This is a genomic window from Aeromonas sp. S12(2024) (genome assembly GCF_041402305.1).
Classification (GTDB): domain Bacteria; phylum Pseudomonadota; class Gammaproteobacteria; order Enterobacterales; family Aeromonadaceae; genus Aeromonas; species Aeromonas veronii.
The window spans coordinates 1-15,953 of record NZ_JBGLRB010000034.1; the positions used below are offsets into that span (position 1 = coordinate 1).

13 protein-coding genes and 1 pseudogene are annotated in these 15,953 nt (G+C 55.8%); 11 read left to right on the forward strand and 3 right to left on the reverse strand.

Going from position 1 to position 15,953, the window contains the following annotated elements:
* Window positions 1-49 precede the first annotated feature (49 nt).
* From ACB035_RS20270 to ACB035_RS20280, 3 genes are all read left to right on the forward strand, one after another.
* Window positions 50-3,532, forward strand: a complete 3,483-nt coding sequence (locus ACB035_RS20270; RefSeq protein ID WP_371168018.1) for a VWA domain-containing protein — start codon at window positions 50-52, stop codon at window positions 3,530-3,532.
* 86 nt (window positions 3,533-3,618) lie between these two features.
* Window positions 3,619-4,179 (forward strand): hypothetical protein, encoded by a 561-nt coding sequence (locus ACB035_RS20275; RefSeq protein WP_103251717.1) that lies wholly within the window; start codon window positions 3,619-3,621, stop codon window positions 4,177-4,179.
* A gap of 56 nt (window positions 4,180-4,235) precedes the next feature.
* Complete coding sequence (locus ACB035_RS20280; RefSeq protein WP_021229694.1) at window positions 4,236-4,952, forward strand: SIMPL domain-containing protein; 717 nt, start codon at window positions 4,236-4,238, stop codon at window positions 4,950-4,952.
* Between the two features lie 136 nt (window positions 4,953-5,088).
* Here ACB035_RS20280 and ahpF read toward each other — a convergent pair whose 3' ends face one another.
* From ahpF to ACB035_RS20295, 3 genes are all read right to left on the reverse strand, one after another.
* Window positions 5,089-6,669 carry an alkyl hydroperoxide reductase subunit F gene (gene ahpF / locus ACB035_RS20285; RefSeq protein ID WP_103251715.1) on the reverse strand — a complete coding sequence of 527 codons (1,581 nt, stop codon included), beginning with the start codon at window positions 6,667-6,669 and terminating at the stop codon, window positions 5,089-5,091.
* A 123-nt stretch (window positions 6,670-6,792) separates the two neighbouring features.
* On the reverse strand, window positions 6,793-7,359 hold the full coding sequence (ahpC, locus tag ACB035_RS20290; protein ID WP_005337335.1) for an alkyl hydroperoxide reductase subunit C: 567 nt from the start codon (window positions 7,357-7,359) through the stop codon (window positions 6,793-6,795).
* A gap of 691 nt (window positions 7,360-8,050) precedes the next feature.
* The gene (locus ACB035_RS20295) at window positions 8,051-8,497 is read right to left on the reverse strand and encodes a CBS domain-containing protein (RefSeq protein WP_371168019.1); all 447 of its coding nucleotides are present in this window, start codon (window positions 8,495-8,497) and stop codon (window positions 8,051-8,053) included.
* Between the two features lie 212 nt (window positions 8,498-8,709).
* Here ACB035_RS20295 and queA point away from each other — a divergent pair, with 212 nt between their 5' ends.
* From queA to ACB035_RS20335, 8 genes and pseudogenes are all read left to right on the forward strand, one after another.
* Window positions 8,710-9,762, forward strand: coding sequence for a tRNA preQ1(34) S-adenosylmethionine ribosyltransferase-isomerase QueA (queA, locus tag ACB035_RS20300; protein WP_323875697.1), 1,053 nt, complete (start codon window positions 8,710-8,712; stop codon window positions 9,760-9,762).
* 74 nt (window positions 9,763-9,836) lie between these two features.
* Window positions 9,837-10,973 (forward strand): tRNA guanosine(34) transglycosylase Tgt, encoded by a 1,137-nt coding sequence (gene tgt / locus ACB035_RS20305; RefSeq protein ID WP_005337329.1) that lies wholly within the window; start codon window positions 9,837-9,839, stop codon window positions 10,971-10,973.
* A 52-nt stretch (window positions 10,974-11,025) separates the two neighbouring features.
* Complete coding sequence (yajC, locus tag ACB035_RS20310; RefSeq protein ID WP_005337327.1) at window positions 11,026-11,361, forward strand: preprotein translocase subunit YajC; 336 nt, start codon at window positions 11,026-11,028, stop codon at window positions 11,359-11,361.
* An 18-nt stretch (window positions 11,362-11,379) separates the two neighbouring features.
* Window positions 11,380-13,233 carry a protein translocase subunit SecD gene (gene secD, locus ACB035_RS20315; protein ID WP_167565150.1) on the forward strand — a complete coding sequence of 618 codons (1,854 nt, stop codon included), beginning with the start codon at window positions 11,380-11,382 and terminating at the stop codon, window positions 13,231-13,233.
* Window positions 13,234-13,243: 10 nt separating this feature from the next.
* Window positions 13,244-14,191, forward strand: a complete 948-nt coding sequence (gene secF / locus ACB035_RS20320; RefSeq protein ID WP_005337322.1) for a protein translocase subunit SecF — start codon at window positions 13,244-13,246, stop codon at window positions 14,189-14,191.
* Window positions 14,192-14,275: 84 nt separating this feature from the next.
* Window positions 14,276-14,644, forward strand: a complete 369-nt coding sequence (locus ACB035_RS20325; RefSeq protein ID WP_005337319.1) for a rhodanese-like domain-containing protein — start codon at window positions 14,276-14,278, stop codon at window positions 14,642-14,644.
* 90 nt (window positions 14,645-14,734) lie between these two features.
* Complete coding sequence (nlpI, locus tag ACB035_RS20330) at window positions 14,735-15,679, forward strand: lipoprotein NlpI (RefSeq protein WP_005351017.1); 945 nt, start codon at window positions 14,735-14,737, stop codon at window positions 15,677-15,679.
* A 108-nt stretch (window positions 15,680-15,787) separates the two neighbouring features.
* A pseudogene (locus ACB035_RS20335) lies at window positions 15,788-15,953 on the forward strand (IS3 family transposase); the annotation flags it as partial.

The window sequence follows — 15,953 nt, forward strand, 5'->3', positions numbered from 1 at the left end:
CACAGCGGGAGTGCCGGGCTTTAGCTTGCCGGCGGACTGGAGCGGGGTCGTGAGTGGCAACGTGGCGGGGACCACGGACGAGGGTGGGGCAGACAACAAGCCCTTCACCGTGACCGTCACTGCAACTAACGATGCTCCCATGCTGACTGTCTCGGATCTGCGCATATCCGAGGAGGGATTGCCGGGATCCAATCCAGACAATTCACCCAATCCCGGCGATATTACCGACAGCACTTCGACCTATGCGACGGCAAGTGTGACAGATATCGACAGCAATACCTTTACGTTCACTCTTTCTGCTCCATCTGGCCTGAGCTCTGGAGGTGTACCAGTTGTGTGGAGTGGTATAGGGTCTGCGACACTGGTGGGTTCAGCGGGAGGGATCCCAGTCATACAAGTATCTGTAGATCCGGTTGGTAAATATACCGTCACCTTGCTGGGGCCCATCGATCATGAATTTGGAGACAATAAGGAAGGACTGAAGACATTTACCTTCAACCTGTCAGCCAGTGATGGTGACTTGAGTGATACCAAGCAGGTAAGTGTTGTTATTGAAGACGATATGCCCGTGATCACAGGCATCGAAAGTCTGGAAGTGATGAATGTAGCCGACATCACTACCGGTGGATTGTTTGGCGTCTCTTTTGGTGCTGATGGCTCTCTGGGTACTGGTGGACTGAAACTGACTGGATGGCCTGATTTGGCAGGGATCACAGAAACCTTGTCGACTGATGGCAAGACTCTGGTAGCAACCATTGATGGTAGTGGGCAGTCACCTAAAGTGTTCTATACATTGACACTCAATGACGACAATACTTACAGCTTTGAACTGGTTACTCCCCAGCCAACCCAGACTTTCTCGATCGGGGCACAGTTCGGTGCTGGCGGGCCTGTTGAGACGATTGGAGTTACTGCTGGCGGGATTGGTGTACTGTTCGATGGTCTGCTGTTCAATGGCAGCGTCAATAATCCTCAGGATCTGCCGGGGAGTGATGCAGATAATCTCAACCCGAACAACAATGGTTTCGGGATTAAGAACGGCAACCTAGACAATAACGAAGGGTTCAAGGTATCCACGACTGCAGCCGTTGATGGGCTCTCTTTCAACGTCTACGGGGTTGGCAACACCAATACCAGCACCATACAGTGGGTGGCTTATGCTGCCGATGGCGTGACCGTCGTCGATTCCGGAGAGCTTGTTCTGTCAGGACTCAAAGGGTCGATGCAGTTGGCCAGCATAGAACCCGATGGGGAGTTCAGCCAGCTTTATGTCCGCTTTGTGCTGAATGGCAATGACTCAGTGAGGATCGAGAATTTCGGAGTGATCGACAAGATCACGCCTCCTGATATTGACCTTGATTTCAGTGCTACCTTGACTGATGCCGATGGAGATAAAGCCAGCGCCAACTTTACTGTATCGGTCAAGAGCAATGAGCCTCCCGTCGCGTCCAATATTCTGGTTGTGGGCAGCAACACCTCGGATATCCCCGACACTACCGGGACCCCCGGCACGGATGATGATCACAAGGTGCCCAACTCCAACGGTAGTCTGGATGGTCTGGTTGCAGGCGGTGCTGGTCACGATATTGTGGTGGGGGACATCGGAGGCACCAGTACCAATTTCATCCCGGGTGAGAATTACAATATTGCCCTGGTGGTCGATGTGTCTGGCAGTATGGCTGGATCACGACTGAATATGCTCAAGGCCTCCCTGACCCATTTGGCCAACCAGTTGAAAGATCATGATGGTGAGATCAATGTCACCTTGATTGGTTTTGCAGCGAATGCCAGCGAGAGTGTGACAATAGTAGGGCTTGGTGCCAGTAATGTGAGCAACCTGACCAATGCCATTGATGCACTGGTTGCCAATGGTGGCACCAACTATGAAGCCGCATTCAATCAGGCCGTGCAGTGGTTCAATGATGGTAGCAAGGCTGCTCCCGGTTACCAGAACCTGACATTCTTTGTCACGGATGGTAACCCGACTTACTACCTCAATGACAGCAATCAGGTCGCCGGACCAGGCAACAGCACCACATTTGAGGTGATCAAGGAGTCGGTGGATGCTTTTGTTTCACTCAGTGCCATCAGTCAGGTCAATGCAATCGGGGTGACCAATGATGTTAACAAGGATTTGTTGAAGTTCTTTGATAACACGACTGAAACGGCAGATCAGTTTTACTCGGCAGGCAGCTTCCTTGACTTGGCCACATTTGGTAGTGGTAGCGGCATAAATGCCGCCTCGGGATGGGTGCTCAGTGGTGATGCTCAGGGATCGCATACTGTTACGAATGGAAGCTTGCGGATCCGGGATGATCGAACCGGTTCTGATTCTGACAGGACAATATTGGCGCTCGCCGTGGCCAATGCCATCCAGGTTTCTGCGGCACAAGCCGGAGCAAGTCTGCAGTTCCAGTATGCCTTGAATGGTGTTAATAGCAGCGACAGCTTCACCTGGAAGTTGGTGAAACTCGAGGGTGGTGTCTGGGATATGCTCAATCCAGTGCAAACGGGCACCATTACTGGCGTTAGTTCGTCTGTTTTGACGGCTTACAGCACTATCACAACCGATGGACTGCCTGTCGGGCAATACGGGTTTGTGTTCGAACTGCTCGACAGCTCCAATGACCGGAATGCTGAGGTACGGATAGACAATATCCGGATCGAGCAGGGTTTCAATGCCCCGATCGGCGATGCCCAGATTGTGACCAGTGCCGAGCAGTTGACGGCAGCCCTGACCGAGGGGGATCAGATTACCGTGTTGCTGGGGGCCGGCAATGACGTGGCCGATGGTGGTGTTGGCAATGACATCCTGTTTGGCGATGTACTCAATACCGATACGCTGGCCAGCGAGTTGGGACTGGATCTGCCCCAAGGTTCTGGTTGGCTGGTATTTGAAACGCTGGAGTCCAGTCATGGGTGGACACGTGAACAGACGGTGGATTACATCCGGACCCATATTACTGAGCTGAGTGGGGAGAGTAGCCGCAGTGGTGGTAATGACACCCTATATGGTGGCAGTGGCAACGATATCCTTTTTGGCCAGGAAGGGAACGACACCCTTGTTGGAGGTGTCGGTGATGATTATCTGGATGGTGGTTCTGGTAGCGATATACTCACGGGCGACCTTGGTAAGGACATTCTGATCGGCGGCCTTGGCAGCGATACCATGACCGGTGGTGGGGAGAGTGACAGCTTCAAGTGGCTGGCGGGGGATGCGGACGGCAGTATCGATACCATTACTGATTTCACTTTAGGTGATACGAACAATGGTGGAGATGTACTGGATCTCTCGGATTTGCTGGTCGGCGTACCTGCAGTGGGGAACAACGAGGATCTGGCAGCCGTGCTGGACAACTATCTGCAGTTCAACACGACGACCAAGACGTTGACGATAGATCCTGCCGGGGCCGGTGGGAGCCCGGAACTGACCATCCAGTTCCAGAATTCACTCGACCTCGCCTCACTGGGCTCCAATCAGGAGATCATCAAGCACTTGCTGGATGACGGTAACTTGAAGGTTGATCCGTAACCCTGTCTTGGGGCCGGGCTTGCCTGGCCCCTGTTTTTTCCTCAAGGGGATGGATAAGATAGCGGCAGTAGAGGAGAGGGGTAATCATGCAGTCATTCAACTGGGTCGACATTGATGGCATCCGTTATAGCTGGGATGGGCAGGGGAACATTACCTGCGCAGGCCAGTTTGGCTATCAGGCCTCGATCGCGGGGGATCGGCTGGATGGGATGGAGATTGAGAATGAGGCCGGTGATGTAGCGGGCTCGCTCTATGTTGATTTCGCTACGGCCTCTATCACTTATGTGCCGGTCATGGATACCGAGTCTGCCCATAACATGATTCTGGTTGGCCATCATCAGGGGCAGCAGGAGTATCCGCTGGCCAGTTTTCACTCTCCGTTGTTGCAAGATTTGCTAGGACCATCTGATACCATCCCTTGGTCTGCGATGGAGGAGGATAGTGGTGGCACCAATATCGGACAGGCGGTGCAAGGACACGTTCTGTCGTGGGACTCGTTCCATTTCGATGATGAGGTGTTGGTCTGTGGCGCGGCTCCTGCGCTGGATATGGCAAACCAGAGCCAGGATCCCGGCAGCATGGTCACCATTAGTCTCGATCTGACCAATCAGATACTGGATCAGATCCCCCCCTTGCACGATATATAAATCCCGTAGCTGCACGGGCATAATGGCCTCAATCTTTCCGATTGAGGTTTTTTTCTATGTGGCGTCCCCTTCTTACTCTTTCCGCTCTGGTTGTCAGTGCTCCGCTGCTGGCGATTGAAGTGCCGCAAGCGCCCCATCTGGTGGTGAGCGGTTATGCCGAGCAGAAGACCGAACCCGATATGCTCACCCTCAATGTGGCGGTGAGTGCACTGGATAAGCAGGGCCTCAAGGCCAAGCAGCAGGTCGATACCAAGGTCGCAGCCTTTTTCAGCCAACTGGAAGGGTTGGGGATCAAGCGCAGCGATGTTGAGGCTGGCAACCTGATGGTCTCGCCGGAATATCAGTATGGCGAAAACAAGAAGCCGGTATTGTTGGGGTATCGTGCTCAGCGACAATTGGCGGTGAAGCTCTATCAGCTCGACAAGTTGAGCCCCCTGATGGATACCGCACTTAAAGCCGGGCTGGAGTCTGTATCCCAGATTGAGTACGGGTTGAAATCGCCGCAGGTCATCAAGGAGCAGGCCCGTCTGAATGCCGTTGAGGATGCCAAAACCAAGGCTGAATCTCTGGCCAAGGCGTTCGGGATGAAGCTTGGCAAGGTCTACAGTGTGGAGTACCGCAATGCTTCACCCATTACCGCCTACAGCCGCAACCTGAAGGTGGTGCAGGCCATGGCGATGGCTGCTCCCGCGCCGGATATGGCGGACAACAGCTATCAACAACAGCAGATCACGGTAAGCGATAATATCGAGGCTGTTTTCTTGCTGGAGTGATACCCGTCGTTGAAGTCCAGTCATGAACAACCCCGCTATTTGCTGCGGGGTTTTTATTGCGCATCGATGCAGATATAAAAAAGCCGACGCTCGTGTTTACTAAATCGAGCATCGGCTTTTTGTTGTGCCGGGTTTATCAGGCGGTCACAGCATCAGCCTTGGTCGCTTCAGGTGCCGGGTTGCGGATGAGGTAATCAAACGCACCCAGTGCGGCGGTGGCGCCAGCACCCATGGAGATGATGATCTGCTTGAACGGTACCGTGGTGGCATCCCCTGCGGCGTAGACGCCGGGCAGGGAGGTTGCCCCTTTGGTATCGATCTCGATCTCGCCAAAGCGGGTCAGGGCAATCTCGCTCCCTTTCAGGAACTCGGTGTTCGGTACCAGGCCGATCTGGACGAAGATCCCCGCCACCGCCAGGTGTTTGATCTCACCTGTGGTGCGATCTTCGTAGTCCATACCGACCACCTTGCTGCCATCACCGATCACTTCGGTGGTGCGCGCGCTCATGATGATGTCGATATTGCCCATGGAGCGAGCCTTCTTCTGCAGCACTTCATCGGCACGCAGGGTGTCGGCGAACTCCACCACAGTCACATGCTCGACGATGCCAGCCAAGTCGATTGCAGCCTCGATGCCGGAGTTACCGCCTCCGATCACCGCTACTCGCTTGCCCTTGAAGAAGGGGCCATCGCAGTGCGGGCAGTAGGCCACGCCCTTGGTGCGGTACTCGAGTTCGCCCGGCACGTTCAGATCACGCCAGCGGGCACCGGTAGCCAGGATCACGGCACGGCTCTTCAAGGTGGCGCCAGAGGCGAGATCCACGTTCACATATCCATCTTTGCTGATGGCGGCGGCGCGCTGTTCGGTTATCACTTCCACGCCGTACTCTTTGACGTGCTGCTCCAGGCTGGCGGCCAGCTTGGGGCCTTCGGTATAGGGCACGGAGATAAAGTTCTCGATGCCGACGGTGTCCATCACCTGACCACCAAAGCGCTCGGCAACGATGGCGGTGCGAATGCCTTTACGAGCGGCATAGATGGCCGCTGCGGCGCCCGCCGGGCCACCGCCCACGACCAGTACGTCGTAGGGAGCTTTCTCATTCAGCTCGGCAGCCTTGCGCTCGGCGGCGCCGGTGTCGAGTTTGGCGACGATCTCTTCCAGCGAGATACGGCCCTGGCTGAACGGTTGGCCGTTCAGGTAGACATTCGGTACTGCCATGATTTGACGCTCGGCAACCTCTTCCTGGAACAGGGCGCCGTCGATCATGGTGTGGGTGATGCCGGGGTTCAGGGTCGCCATCAGGTTGAGAGCCTGTACTACGTCCGGGCAGTTGTGGCAGGAGAGGGAGATATAGGTCTCGAAGTGGAACTCACCCTTGAGATTGCGGATCTGCTCCTGCACGGCCGCATCGGCCTTGGAGGGGTGGCCGCCGCTTTGCAGCAGGGCGAGCACCAGAGAGGTAAATTCATGACCCATGGGGATGCCGGCAAAGTGAACGCGCGGGGCTTGGCCCTGCGGCGCGACACTCATGGAAGGCTTGCGAGCGGCAGTGCCAGAGGTCTGGGTGATCTTGGGGGACATCTCGGCGATCTCGCTGGCCAGTGCCAGCAGCTCTGCAGATTTGTCGCTGTCGTTGCCGGACACGCTGATCTCGATGGGATTGACGATGTACTGCAGATAGGTGTTCAGCTGTTGTTTGAGGTTGGTATCCAACATGGTCGAATTCCTTCTTGTAATGGCGAGTTGGCATTAAATGTGAGTCGGTCTGCTTTCAGGCCTATTTGGCAATGCCGGAAAGCAGACCGGCCCTTATGCGGGCCGGTCTTGGAAGCGGGAGGCTTAGATCTTGCCTACCAGGTCCAGGGACGGGGCCAGAGTGGCTTCGCCTTCTTTCCATTTAGCCGGGCACACTTCACCCGGGTGGGAAGCAACGTACTGGGCTGCTTTGACTTTGCGCAGCAGTTCCAGTGCGTCACGGCCGATGCCGCCAGCGTTGATCTCGACGATCTGGATGATGCCCTGCGGGTCAATTACGAAGGTACCGCGGTCAGCCAGACCAGCTTCTTCGATCATCACGCCGAAGTTGCGGGTGATGGTACCAGTCGGGTCACCAATCATCGGGTACTGGATCTTCTGAATGGTGTCAGAAGTGTCGTGCCATGCTTTGTGAGTGAAGTGGGTATCGGTAGAGACAGAGTAGATCTCGACGCCCAGTTTCTGGAATTCAGCGTAGTTGTCAGCCAGGTCGCCCAGCTCGGTCGGGCAAACGAAGGTGAAGTCAGCCGGGTAGAAGAAGACCACGGACCACTTGCCTTTCAGGTCAGCGTCAGACACCTGAACGAATTTGCCATTGTGGTAGGCGGTAGCATTGAACGGCTTGATTTCAGTGTTGATGTAGGTAGACATGTAATTGCTCCTTGGTGATGTACATATGCCGGTCTGGTGTTGAAGAGTCTTGCCAGACGAGGCGCTTAACTTTCGATGGATTCATCATAGGGGCTTCCGTTAATCGATAAAAGCCGCAATTTTGAATCGCTTAAATCTACTTATTAGATAGCTCACTATGGCTGTACCTAACATGAATATCTCTGACCTACTGAGATAACTCCTTGTCGTGGTTCAATATCTGTGCGTTACATCGCCTTTTCAAGGCATAAGAAGGGGTGTGCAGAGCCACGATGACGCGATGAGATAAACGGTGGTGCAAACAGGTGGCGAGGAGGTTGAGGCCGTTGGTCGCAGCGATGGGGATGTGCTGGCAAGGGGGAGGCCGAAAGGCGCAGATAAAAAAAATCCCGGCGCTATCGCAACGACAGGGCCGGGTCATCAAACAAGGAATGGCTATATAAACAAATGCTTTACAGCAAAGACTAACTACGGGGTGTGCAAACTTGCAGACATATGAGAGGAAGATAATGGGTGCACAATCCCTCGTCTCCCCCTCGGCAACTATTGCATGAGAGGGATGATAGTGTGACGCAGATCACAAGGCAAGTATTTGGTGTAATTTTTCAATCAAAATGAAAGTGTTTCATCATTTCAGCTTATTTTGACGGCTGAAAACGCTTTTATTGTAATTTAATTACAGCCAGATCTATCAAAAGTCGATAGGTGGTTCCTGCTCTTCCATCAATTCCAGCAGGTTGATGGCCACGGCAATGAAGTCCGACTCGGTGACAATGCCGATCAGCTTGCGTCCTTTGAGTACCGGCAGGCAGCCATATCTGTGTCGCTGCAGGTAAAGTGCCGCCTCCTTGATGCCGGCGTGAGGATCTACGCTCGTCACTTGCCGTGTCATGATCTCGTCGAGTTGCACGCTGTCGGTAAATTCGGCTTCCCGCTCCGGGCTGATGAGCAGCAGCTTGGATTCCTGGGTGGCCAGGATATCGGTGAGGGTCACCAGCCCCAGCAGGTGGTGCTGCTCGTCGACGATGGGAATGTGGCGGATCCGCTCCTGCTGCATCAGGTCCATCGCTTGTTTGACACTGTTTGACGGACCCAGAGTGAAGGGGTGTTCGGTCATGATTTCGGATAGGGTCATCATGGTGGGCCTCCTTGTGTATCTGCTTTCACCCTAGCCCAGCGCCCATTGGCAAAACATGATCAGGGTCAATACAGAACATTAAAGAATCATTAACCGGAGGTGTGTCTCAATATTGCTCGCTACCCCTTGTCTCTCTTGGGTTTTTGGTCTTTTGGGTTGCCTTGGAAGATGGGGATAACTAGACTAGCCGCCGATTCCCCCCGAGGTGAAAGATGCAAGTATCCGATTTTCATTTTGATCTGCCAGACGAGCTGATTGCCCGCTATCCGATGGCAGAGCGTACCGCCAGCCGCCTGTTGCAGCTCGATGGTCAAACTGGCGCCCTGCGCCACGGTCAATTTGTGGATGTGCTGGATCAGCTCAATCCGGGTGACCTGCTGGTATTCAATAACACCCGTGTCATTCCGGCGCGCATGTTTGGCCAGAAGGCCAGCGGCGGCAAGCTGGAGGTACTGGTCGAGCGCATTCTGGACGAGCACAGCGTGCTGGCCCATGTCCGTGCCTCCAAGGCGCCCAAGCCCGGCACCCGGATGATCATGGATGGTGGCGTTGAAGCCGAGATGCGCGCCCGCCACGACGCCCTGTTCGAGATCCACTTCCTCGACCCGCGTCCGGTGCTGGAGATTTTGGAGGCCATCGGCCACATGCCGCTGCCCCCCTATATCGACCGTCCCGACGAGGATGCCGACAAGGAGCGCTACCAGACCGTTTACAATCAAAAGCCGGGCGCCGTTGCCGCGCCGACCGCCGGTCTGCACTTTGATGAGCAGCTGCTTGAGAAAATTCGGGCCAAAGGGGTTGAAACGGCCTTCGTCACCCTGCATGTAGGGGCGGGGACCTTCCAGCCGGTGCGGGTAGAGAAGATTGAAGATCACCACATGCACTCCGAGTATGCGGAAGTGCCGCAAGAGGTGGTAGATGCCATCGCGGCCACCCGTGCCCGTGGTGGTCGGGTGATCGCGGTGGGGACCACGTCGGTCCGTTCGCTGGAGAGCGCGGCCAAGGTCACCCTGGCACAGGGCAAACCGCTAGCGCCCTTCTTTAGTGACACCGATATCTTCATCTTCCCTGGCTATCAGTTCCAGATTGTCGATGCCATGGTCACCAACTTTCATCTGCCGGAGTCGACCCTGATCATGCTGGTCAGCGCCTTTGCCGGTTATGACAACGTGATGGCGGCCTATCAGGCAGCCGTGGCCGGGCAGTACCGTTTCTTCAGCTACGGGGACGCCATGTTCGTCACCCGTCGCCAGGTTGAAGCATAAGCTTCAGCTTATTTACCGGGCCGTGCGCGGCCCTCCTATTGTCAGACTGTTTATCTGACGCAGCCGAGGTAGCAATGAAATTTGAACTGAAAACCACCGACGGCCGTGCCCGTCGCGGTCAACTGGTCTTTGAACGTGGTGTGGTACAAACGCCGGCCTTTATGCCGGTCGGGACTTACGGCACCGTCAAGGGGATGACCCCGGAAGAAGTGCGTGAAACCGGCGCCCAGATCCTGCTGGGTAACACCTTCCACCTCTGGCTGCGTCCGGGTCAGGAAGTGATGCGTGCCCACGGCGATCTGCATGACTTCATGAACTGGCAGGGCCCGATCCTGACCGACTCCGGTGGTTTCCAGGTGTTCAGCCTGGGCCATATTCGCAAGATCACCGAAGCGGGCGTCCACTTCCGTCACCCCATCAATGGCGAGAAGATCTTCCTCGACCCCGAGAAGTCCATGGAGATCCAGTACGATCTGGGCTCCGACATCGTGATGATCTTCGACGAGTGCACCCCGTACCCGGCCACTTATGAAGAAGCGCGCAAGTCCATGGAGATGTCCCTGCGCTGGGGCAAGCGCTCCCGCGACAAGTTTGATGCGCTGGGCAACAAGAACGCCCTGTTCGGCATCATTCAGGGCTCGGTCTACGAAGATCTGCGGGATGTCTCCCTCAAGGGGCTGCTGGAGATCGGTTTCGACGGTTATGCGGTCGGTGGTCTGGCCGTGGGCGAACCCAAAGAGGACATGCACCGCATCCTCGAGCACGTCTGCCCGAAAATTCCGGCCGACAAGCCGCGCTACCTGATGGGTGTCGGCAAGCCGGAAGATCTGGTGGAAGGGGTGCGCCGTGGTATCGACATGTTCGACTGCGTCATGCCGACCCGCAACGCCCGCAACGGCCACCTGTTCACCACCGATGGCGTGGTGAAGATCCGCAATGCCCAGCACCGCAACGACACCAGCACCCTGGATGCCGAATGCGATTGCTACACCTGCAAGAACTACAGCCGTAGCTACCTGCACCATCTGGACAAGTGCAACGAGATCCTCGGTGCCCGTCTGAATACGATTCATAACCTGCGTTACTACCAGCGTGTGATGCAGGGTTTGCGGGACGCGATCGAGCAGGGTAAATTAGACGACTTTGTAACAGAGTTTTACCGTCGGCAAGGGAAGCCTGTGCCTCCGTTAGCTGAAAATGACGTTAAATAACAACAACATATAATTTTGTTTTTTTAAATCTACATCAATAAGAGGTTGTTAAATGAGCATTATCTCCAAGGCGTATGCAGAAGGCGCAGCACCGGGTGCACAGGGTGGTGGTATGGAAATGATCATCATGCTGGCCGTATTCGGCCTGATCTTCTACTTCATGATCTATCGTCCCCAGGCCAAACGTGCCAAGGATCACCGCAATCTGATGAGCTCCTTGTCAAAGGGTGATGAAGTGCTCACTTCCGGTGGCCTGGTTGGCAAAATTGCCAAAGTGGCTGCAGACAGCGATTACCTGGTGATCGCCCTGAACGACCAGACTCAAGTCACCATCAAAAAGGACTTCGTCTCTGCCGTTCTGCCCAAGGGTTCTATCCAGTCCCTTTAATCTCCCAAGGAGCACAGCGTGTTGAATCGCTATCCGCTGTGGAAATACCTGATGGTGATCCTGGTGATCGCCATCGGTTTTCTATATGCAGCCCCCAATCTTTACGGCGAAGATCCGGCTTTGCAGGTTTCTGCCAGCCGTGGTGCCGAAGTCAAGCTAGATACTCTTGATCTGGTGAAAGAGACCCTTGAAGCGGCCAAGATCCCGGTCAAACATGCTGCATTCGAGCACGGTTTTATCCTGATCCGTTTCAAGAACACCGAAGACCAGCTGAAGGCGCGCGATATCGTTGCCAACAAGCTGGGCGACAACTTCATTACCGCACTCAACCTGGCACCTTCCACTCCCGCCTGGCTCGAAGCCATCGGTGCGGCGCCTCTGAAGCTGGGTCTTGATCTGCGCGGTGGTGTGCACTTCCTGATGGAAGTGGACATGGCCGAAGCACTGACCAAGCAGCAAGAGCAGATGGTGCAGGATTTCCGCTCCGAGCTGCGCATCCAGAAGATCCGTTACTCCGGCGTGCGCCGGGTCGGAGATCAGGTGCAGGTGATCTTCCGTGACGAAGCCGATCAGGAACGCGCCGTTTCTCATCTGCGTCGTCAGAACCCTGATTTGACCTTCACTACCGAGCAGAAAGGGGATGAGTTCATCCTGCTGGCTGGTCTGAGCGAAGCCAAGATCAAGGAAGTGAAGAAGTACGCCCTCGAGCAGAACATCACCATCATCCGTAACCGGGTCAACGAACTGGGTGTGGCCGAGCCGCTGGTACAACAGCAAGGCGCCGAGCGCATTGTCGTTGAACTGCCCGGTATTCAGGATACCGCCCGCGCCAAGGAGATCCTGGGGGCAACCGCGACCCTGGAATTCCACATGGTCGATGAGACAGCCGACATCCAGGCTGCGGCCGATGGCCGTGTCCCGCCCAGCTCCAAGGTCTACAACGATCGCAACGGTCGCCCTGTGGTGTTGCAAAAGCGGGTGATCCTGACCGGTGACCACATCGTGGGTGCCCAGTCCGGTTTCGACGAGTACAGCCGTCCCCAGGTCAACATCAAGCTGGATGGCCAGGGTGGCAACAAGATGGCCAACTTTACCAAGGACAACGTCGGTAAAGGGATGGCGACCGTCTTCATCGAGTACAAGCCGGTCGGTCAACCGGGTCCGGATGGCAAGCGCAAGTTCCGCAAGCAGGAGGAGGTGATCAACGTCGCCACCATCCAGTCGCGTCTTGGCAGCCAGTTCCGTATCACAGGTATCGACAACGCCAATGAAGCCCACAACCTGGCGCTGCTGCTGCGTGCCGGTGCCCTGATCGCCCCGATCCAGATCGTGGAAGAGCGCACCATTGGCCCGAGCCTGGGTCAACAGAACATCGACAGCGGTATGGAAGCCATCGGCTGGGCCATGCTGGTGATCGTGCTGTTCATGGGGATCTACTACCGTGCATTCGGCTGGGTTGCCAATCTGGCGCTCTGTATGAACCTGGTGCTGATCGTCGGTATCATGTCGATGATCCCGGGGGCCACCATGACCCTGCCAGGCATCGCCGGTATCGTGCTGACGCTTGGTATGGCGGTGGATGCCAACGTGCTGATCTACGAACGTATTCGTGAAGAGATCCGCAACGGTCGCGGGGTTCAGCAAGCCATCCATCTGGGCTTTGATCGGGCATTCTCGACCATCGCCGACTCCAACGTCACCTCGCTGATCACCTGTGTGATCCTGTTCGGTATCGGTACTGGCGCCATCAAGGGCTTTGCCCTGACGCTGGGCATTGGTCTGACCGCCTCCATGTTTACTGCCATCACAGTTTCCCGTGCCATTATCAACCTGGCTTGGGGTGGACGGCGTATCGACAAGCTGCCCATCTGAGGATAGAGAGATGTTTCAGATTCTACATTTTGAAAAACCGATCCCGTTTATGCGCTATGCCAAGCCGGGTGTGGTTTTCTCTTCCGTGCTGATGGTGGTAGCCCTGTTCTTCCTGTTTGATCGGGGGCTGAACTGGGGTCTGGACTTTACCGGTGGTACCACTATCGAGGTGGGGTTCCAGCAGTCGGTGAGCCTGGACAAGATCCATGACGCTCTGGAAGAGCAGAAGATTGAAGGGGCAACCCTGCAACACTTTGGCTCCAGCCGTGATGTGCTGTTCCGCCTGACCCCGAAAGAGGGGGTCAAGGTAGAACAACAGGGTAACGAAGTGCTGGCGGCGGCCAAGCAGCTCGACGAGGGCGCAGTGCTCAAACGCGTCGAGTTTGTCGGCCCTTCCGTGGGTGATGAACTGGCGACAGACGGTGCGTTGGCCATGCTGGCCTCCATCCTCTGTATCCTGGCCTACGTGGCAGTGCGTTTCGAATGGCGTCTGGCGCTGGGGGGCATTCTCTCCCTGGTGCACGACGTGGTGATCACGCTGGGTGTCTTTGCCTACTTCCAGTACGAGTTCGACCTGACCGTACTGGCGGCACTGATGACCCTGGTGGGTTACTCCCTGAACGATACTATCGTGGTGTTCGACCGCTTGCGGGAGAACTTCCGCAAGGTGCGTAAAGGGGATACCGAGTACATTCTGGATCTCTCCATGACCGAGACCCTGAGTCGTACCATCATCACCTCCGGCCTCACCTTTATCGTGGTGCTGGCGCTTTTGCTCAAGGGCGGTGCGCTGATCCACGGTTTTGCCGTGGCCATGGTGATCGGTGTGGCGTTCGGTACCTACTCCTCCATCTATGTGGCGAGTGCGTTTGCCATGTTCCTCGGCGTCAAGCGCGAGCACATGCTGCCCACCCAGGTAGAGAAAGAGGGTGCGGACCAACAGGAAATCCTGCCGTAACAGTGAAGAGCGCCTCATGGCGCTCTTTTCTTATCTCTGCGTGTCGTTTGCTGACGCAGATGATTTAAACAACAGGAGTTTGTCATGCATCACAATCCCCGTTTTTTAGCGCTGGTTGACGGGATCCGCTCCCGCATCACCGAAACCGATGTTCACCAGATCAAGCGCTGGCTGGATGAAGGGCGCACGTTTCACCTGATCGACGTGCGGGAAGAGAGCGAGTGGGCCAGGGGCCATCTGCCCGGTGCCCGATATCTGGGTCGTGGCGTGATTGAGCGGGATATCGAGACCCAGTTCCCGGATCTCGAGACCGAGCTCTACCTCTATTGTGGTGGTGGTTTTCGCTCAATTCTGGCGGCGGACAACCTGCAACAGATGGGTTATCGCAAGGTGATCAGCGTCGACGGCGGCTTTCGCGGTTGGTGCGATGCCGGATACCCTGTCGAATCCTGATTTATTTGAGGTAGAGGGGCACAGCTACATGACAAAGCGGCAGTTGACCTTTACCATATGCGGGGTCAAGCGTAAGCGTCGGAGTGTTCATTGAACGTCAGGAAAGGGATTGGATACCTCCTCGGTATCCTGTTGTTGCTTCCCATGTGGGGTTGCAGCAGTAGCAGTCAGGTTAACACCCCCAAGGTTCCCAAGCCGCAGCCTGCTTCACTGGTGTTGGCGACCCCCCTGCAGGTCTCCTACCAGAGTGAGCTGGCGCTCGCCCGACTCGGGCAGATGCTCAGTGAAATGGAACTGACCACCGAGCAACGGGCAGAGTTGTTCTATGAGCGTGCCGTGGTGTTTGATCGGGTTGGTCTGCGTTCCCTCGCGCGGCTCGATTTCAACCGTGCCCTGCGGGAGAAACCGGATTTCGCCGAGGCCTACAACTTCATCGGCGTCTATCTGGTACAGCAGCAGAATTACGACGAAGCCTATGATGCGTTCGATTCCGCCCTCGAACTGGCGCCGGACTATGACTATGCCTATCTCAACCGTGGCATCGCCCTCTATTACGGTAACCGTCCCGAGCTGGCCGCGGCCGATATGAAGCGTTTCTACGAGGCGCAGCCGGAAGACCCCTATCGGGTGATCTGGCTCTATCTGGCTGAGCAGAAACTCGACCCGTCGGCCGCCATGAGCCGGATGCGCGAGCGTCTCAACAAGTACGATGACGACGCCTGGAACTGGGATCTGGTTCGCCTCTATACCGGCGAGATCAACGCTTCCCAGCTGATGGGCAACGTGGTGAAAGGGGTGAAGGATAACCGGGAGCTTGCCGAGCGCCTGTGTGAAACCTACTTCTATCTGGGCAAGTTCGAGCTGGGCAAAGGCAACCGCAAGGAGGCCATCAGCTACTTCAAGCTGGCCTTATCCAACAACGTCTACGACTTTATCGAGCACCGCTATGCGCTGCTGGAACTGGAGTTGATGGCGCGCAAACCCTTGCCGCCAGGTGCCCAGAGCGCTCGTAACAAGGGTGATCAGCCCTCCTGAACCACTGCCAGATAGTGGTAAAAAAGGCCTCGCGATGAGGCCTTTTTGTTGGGCGTGTCCCGTCCTGAATATGGTTTACACCTTTCCCCCCAATAAATGGAGAACCCGATGGGACAAGGTGTGAAACGGACACTGCGCGATTACTCGCTGACTTTTAAACTGGCACTGGTCGAGCAGATTGAAAAAGGCGAGCTCACCTACAAACAGGCTCAGGTGCGTTATGGCATTCAGGGCCGCTCCACCGTTCTGGTATGGTTGCGTAAACATGGTCGGC

Coding starts and splice junctions, on each gene's coding strand:
- ACB035_RS20275 (WP_103251717.1), top strand. CDS start 3,619: ATGCAGTCATTCAACTGGGTCGACATTGATGGCATCCGTTATAGCTGG.
- ACB035_RS20280 (WP_021229694.1), top strand. CDS start 4,236: ATGTGGCGTCCCCTTCTTACTCTTTCCGCTCTGGTTGTCAGTGCTCCG.
- ahpF (WP_103251715.1), bottom strand. CDS start 6,669: ATGTTGGATACCAACCTCAAACAACAGCTGAACACCTATCTGCAGTAC.
- ahpC (WP_005337335.1), bottom strand. CDS start 7,359: ATGTCTACCTACATCAACACTGAAATCAAGCCGTTCAATGCTACCGCC.
- ACB035_RS20295 (WP_371168019.1), bottom strand. CDS start 8,497: ATGATGACCCTATCCGAAATCATGACCGAACACCCCTTCACTCTGGGT.
- queA (WP_323875697.1), top strand. CDS start 8,710: ATGCAAGTATCCGATTTTCATTTTGATCTGCCAGACGAGCTGATTGCC.
- tgt (WP_005337329.1), top strand. CDS start 9,837: ATGAAATTTGAACTGAAAACCACCGACGGCCGTGCCCGTCGCGGTCAA.
- yajC (WP_005337327.1), top strand. CDS start 11,026: ATGAGCATTATCTCCAAGGCGTATGCAGAAGGCGCAGCACCGGGTGCA.
- secF (WP_005337322.1), top strand. CDS start 13,244: ATGTTTCAGATTCTACATTTTGAAAAACCGATCCCGTTTATGCGCTAT.
- ACB035_RS20325 (WP_005337319.1), top strand. CDS start 14,276: ATGCATCACAATCCCCGTTTTTTAGCGCTGGTTGACGGGATCCGCTCC.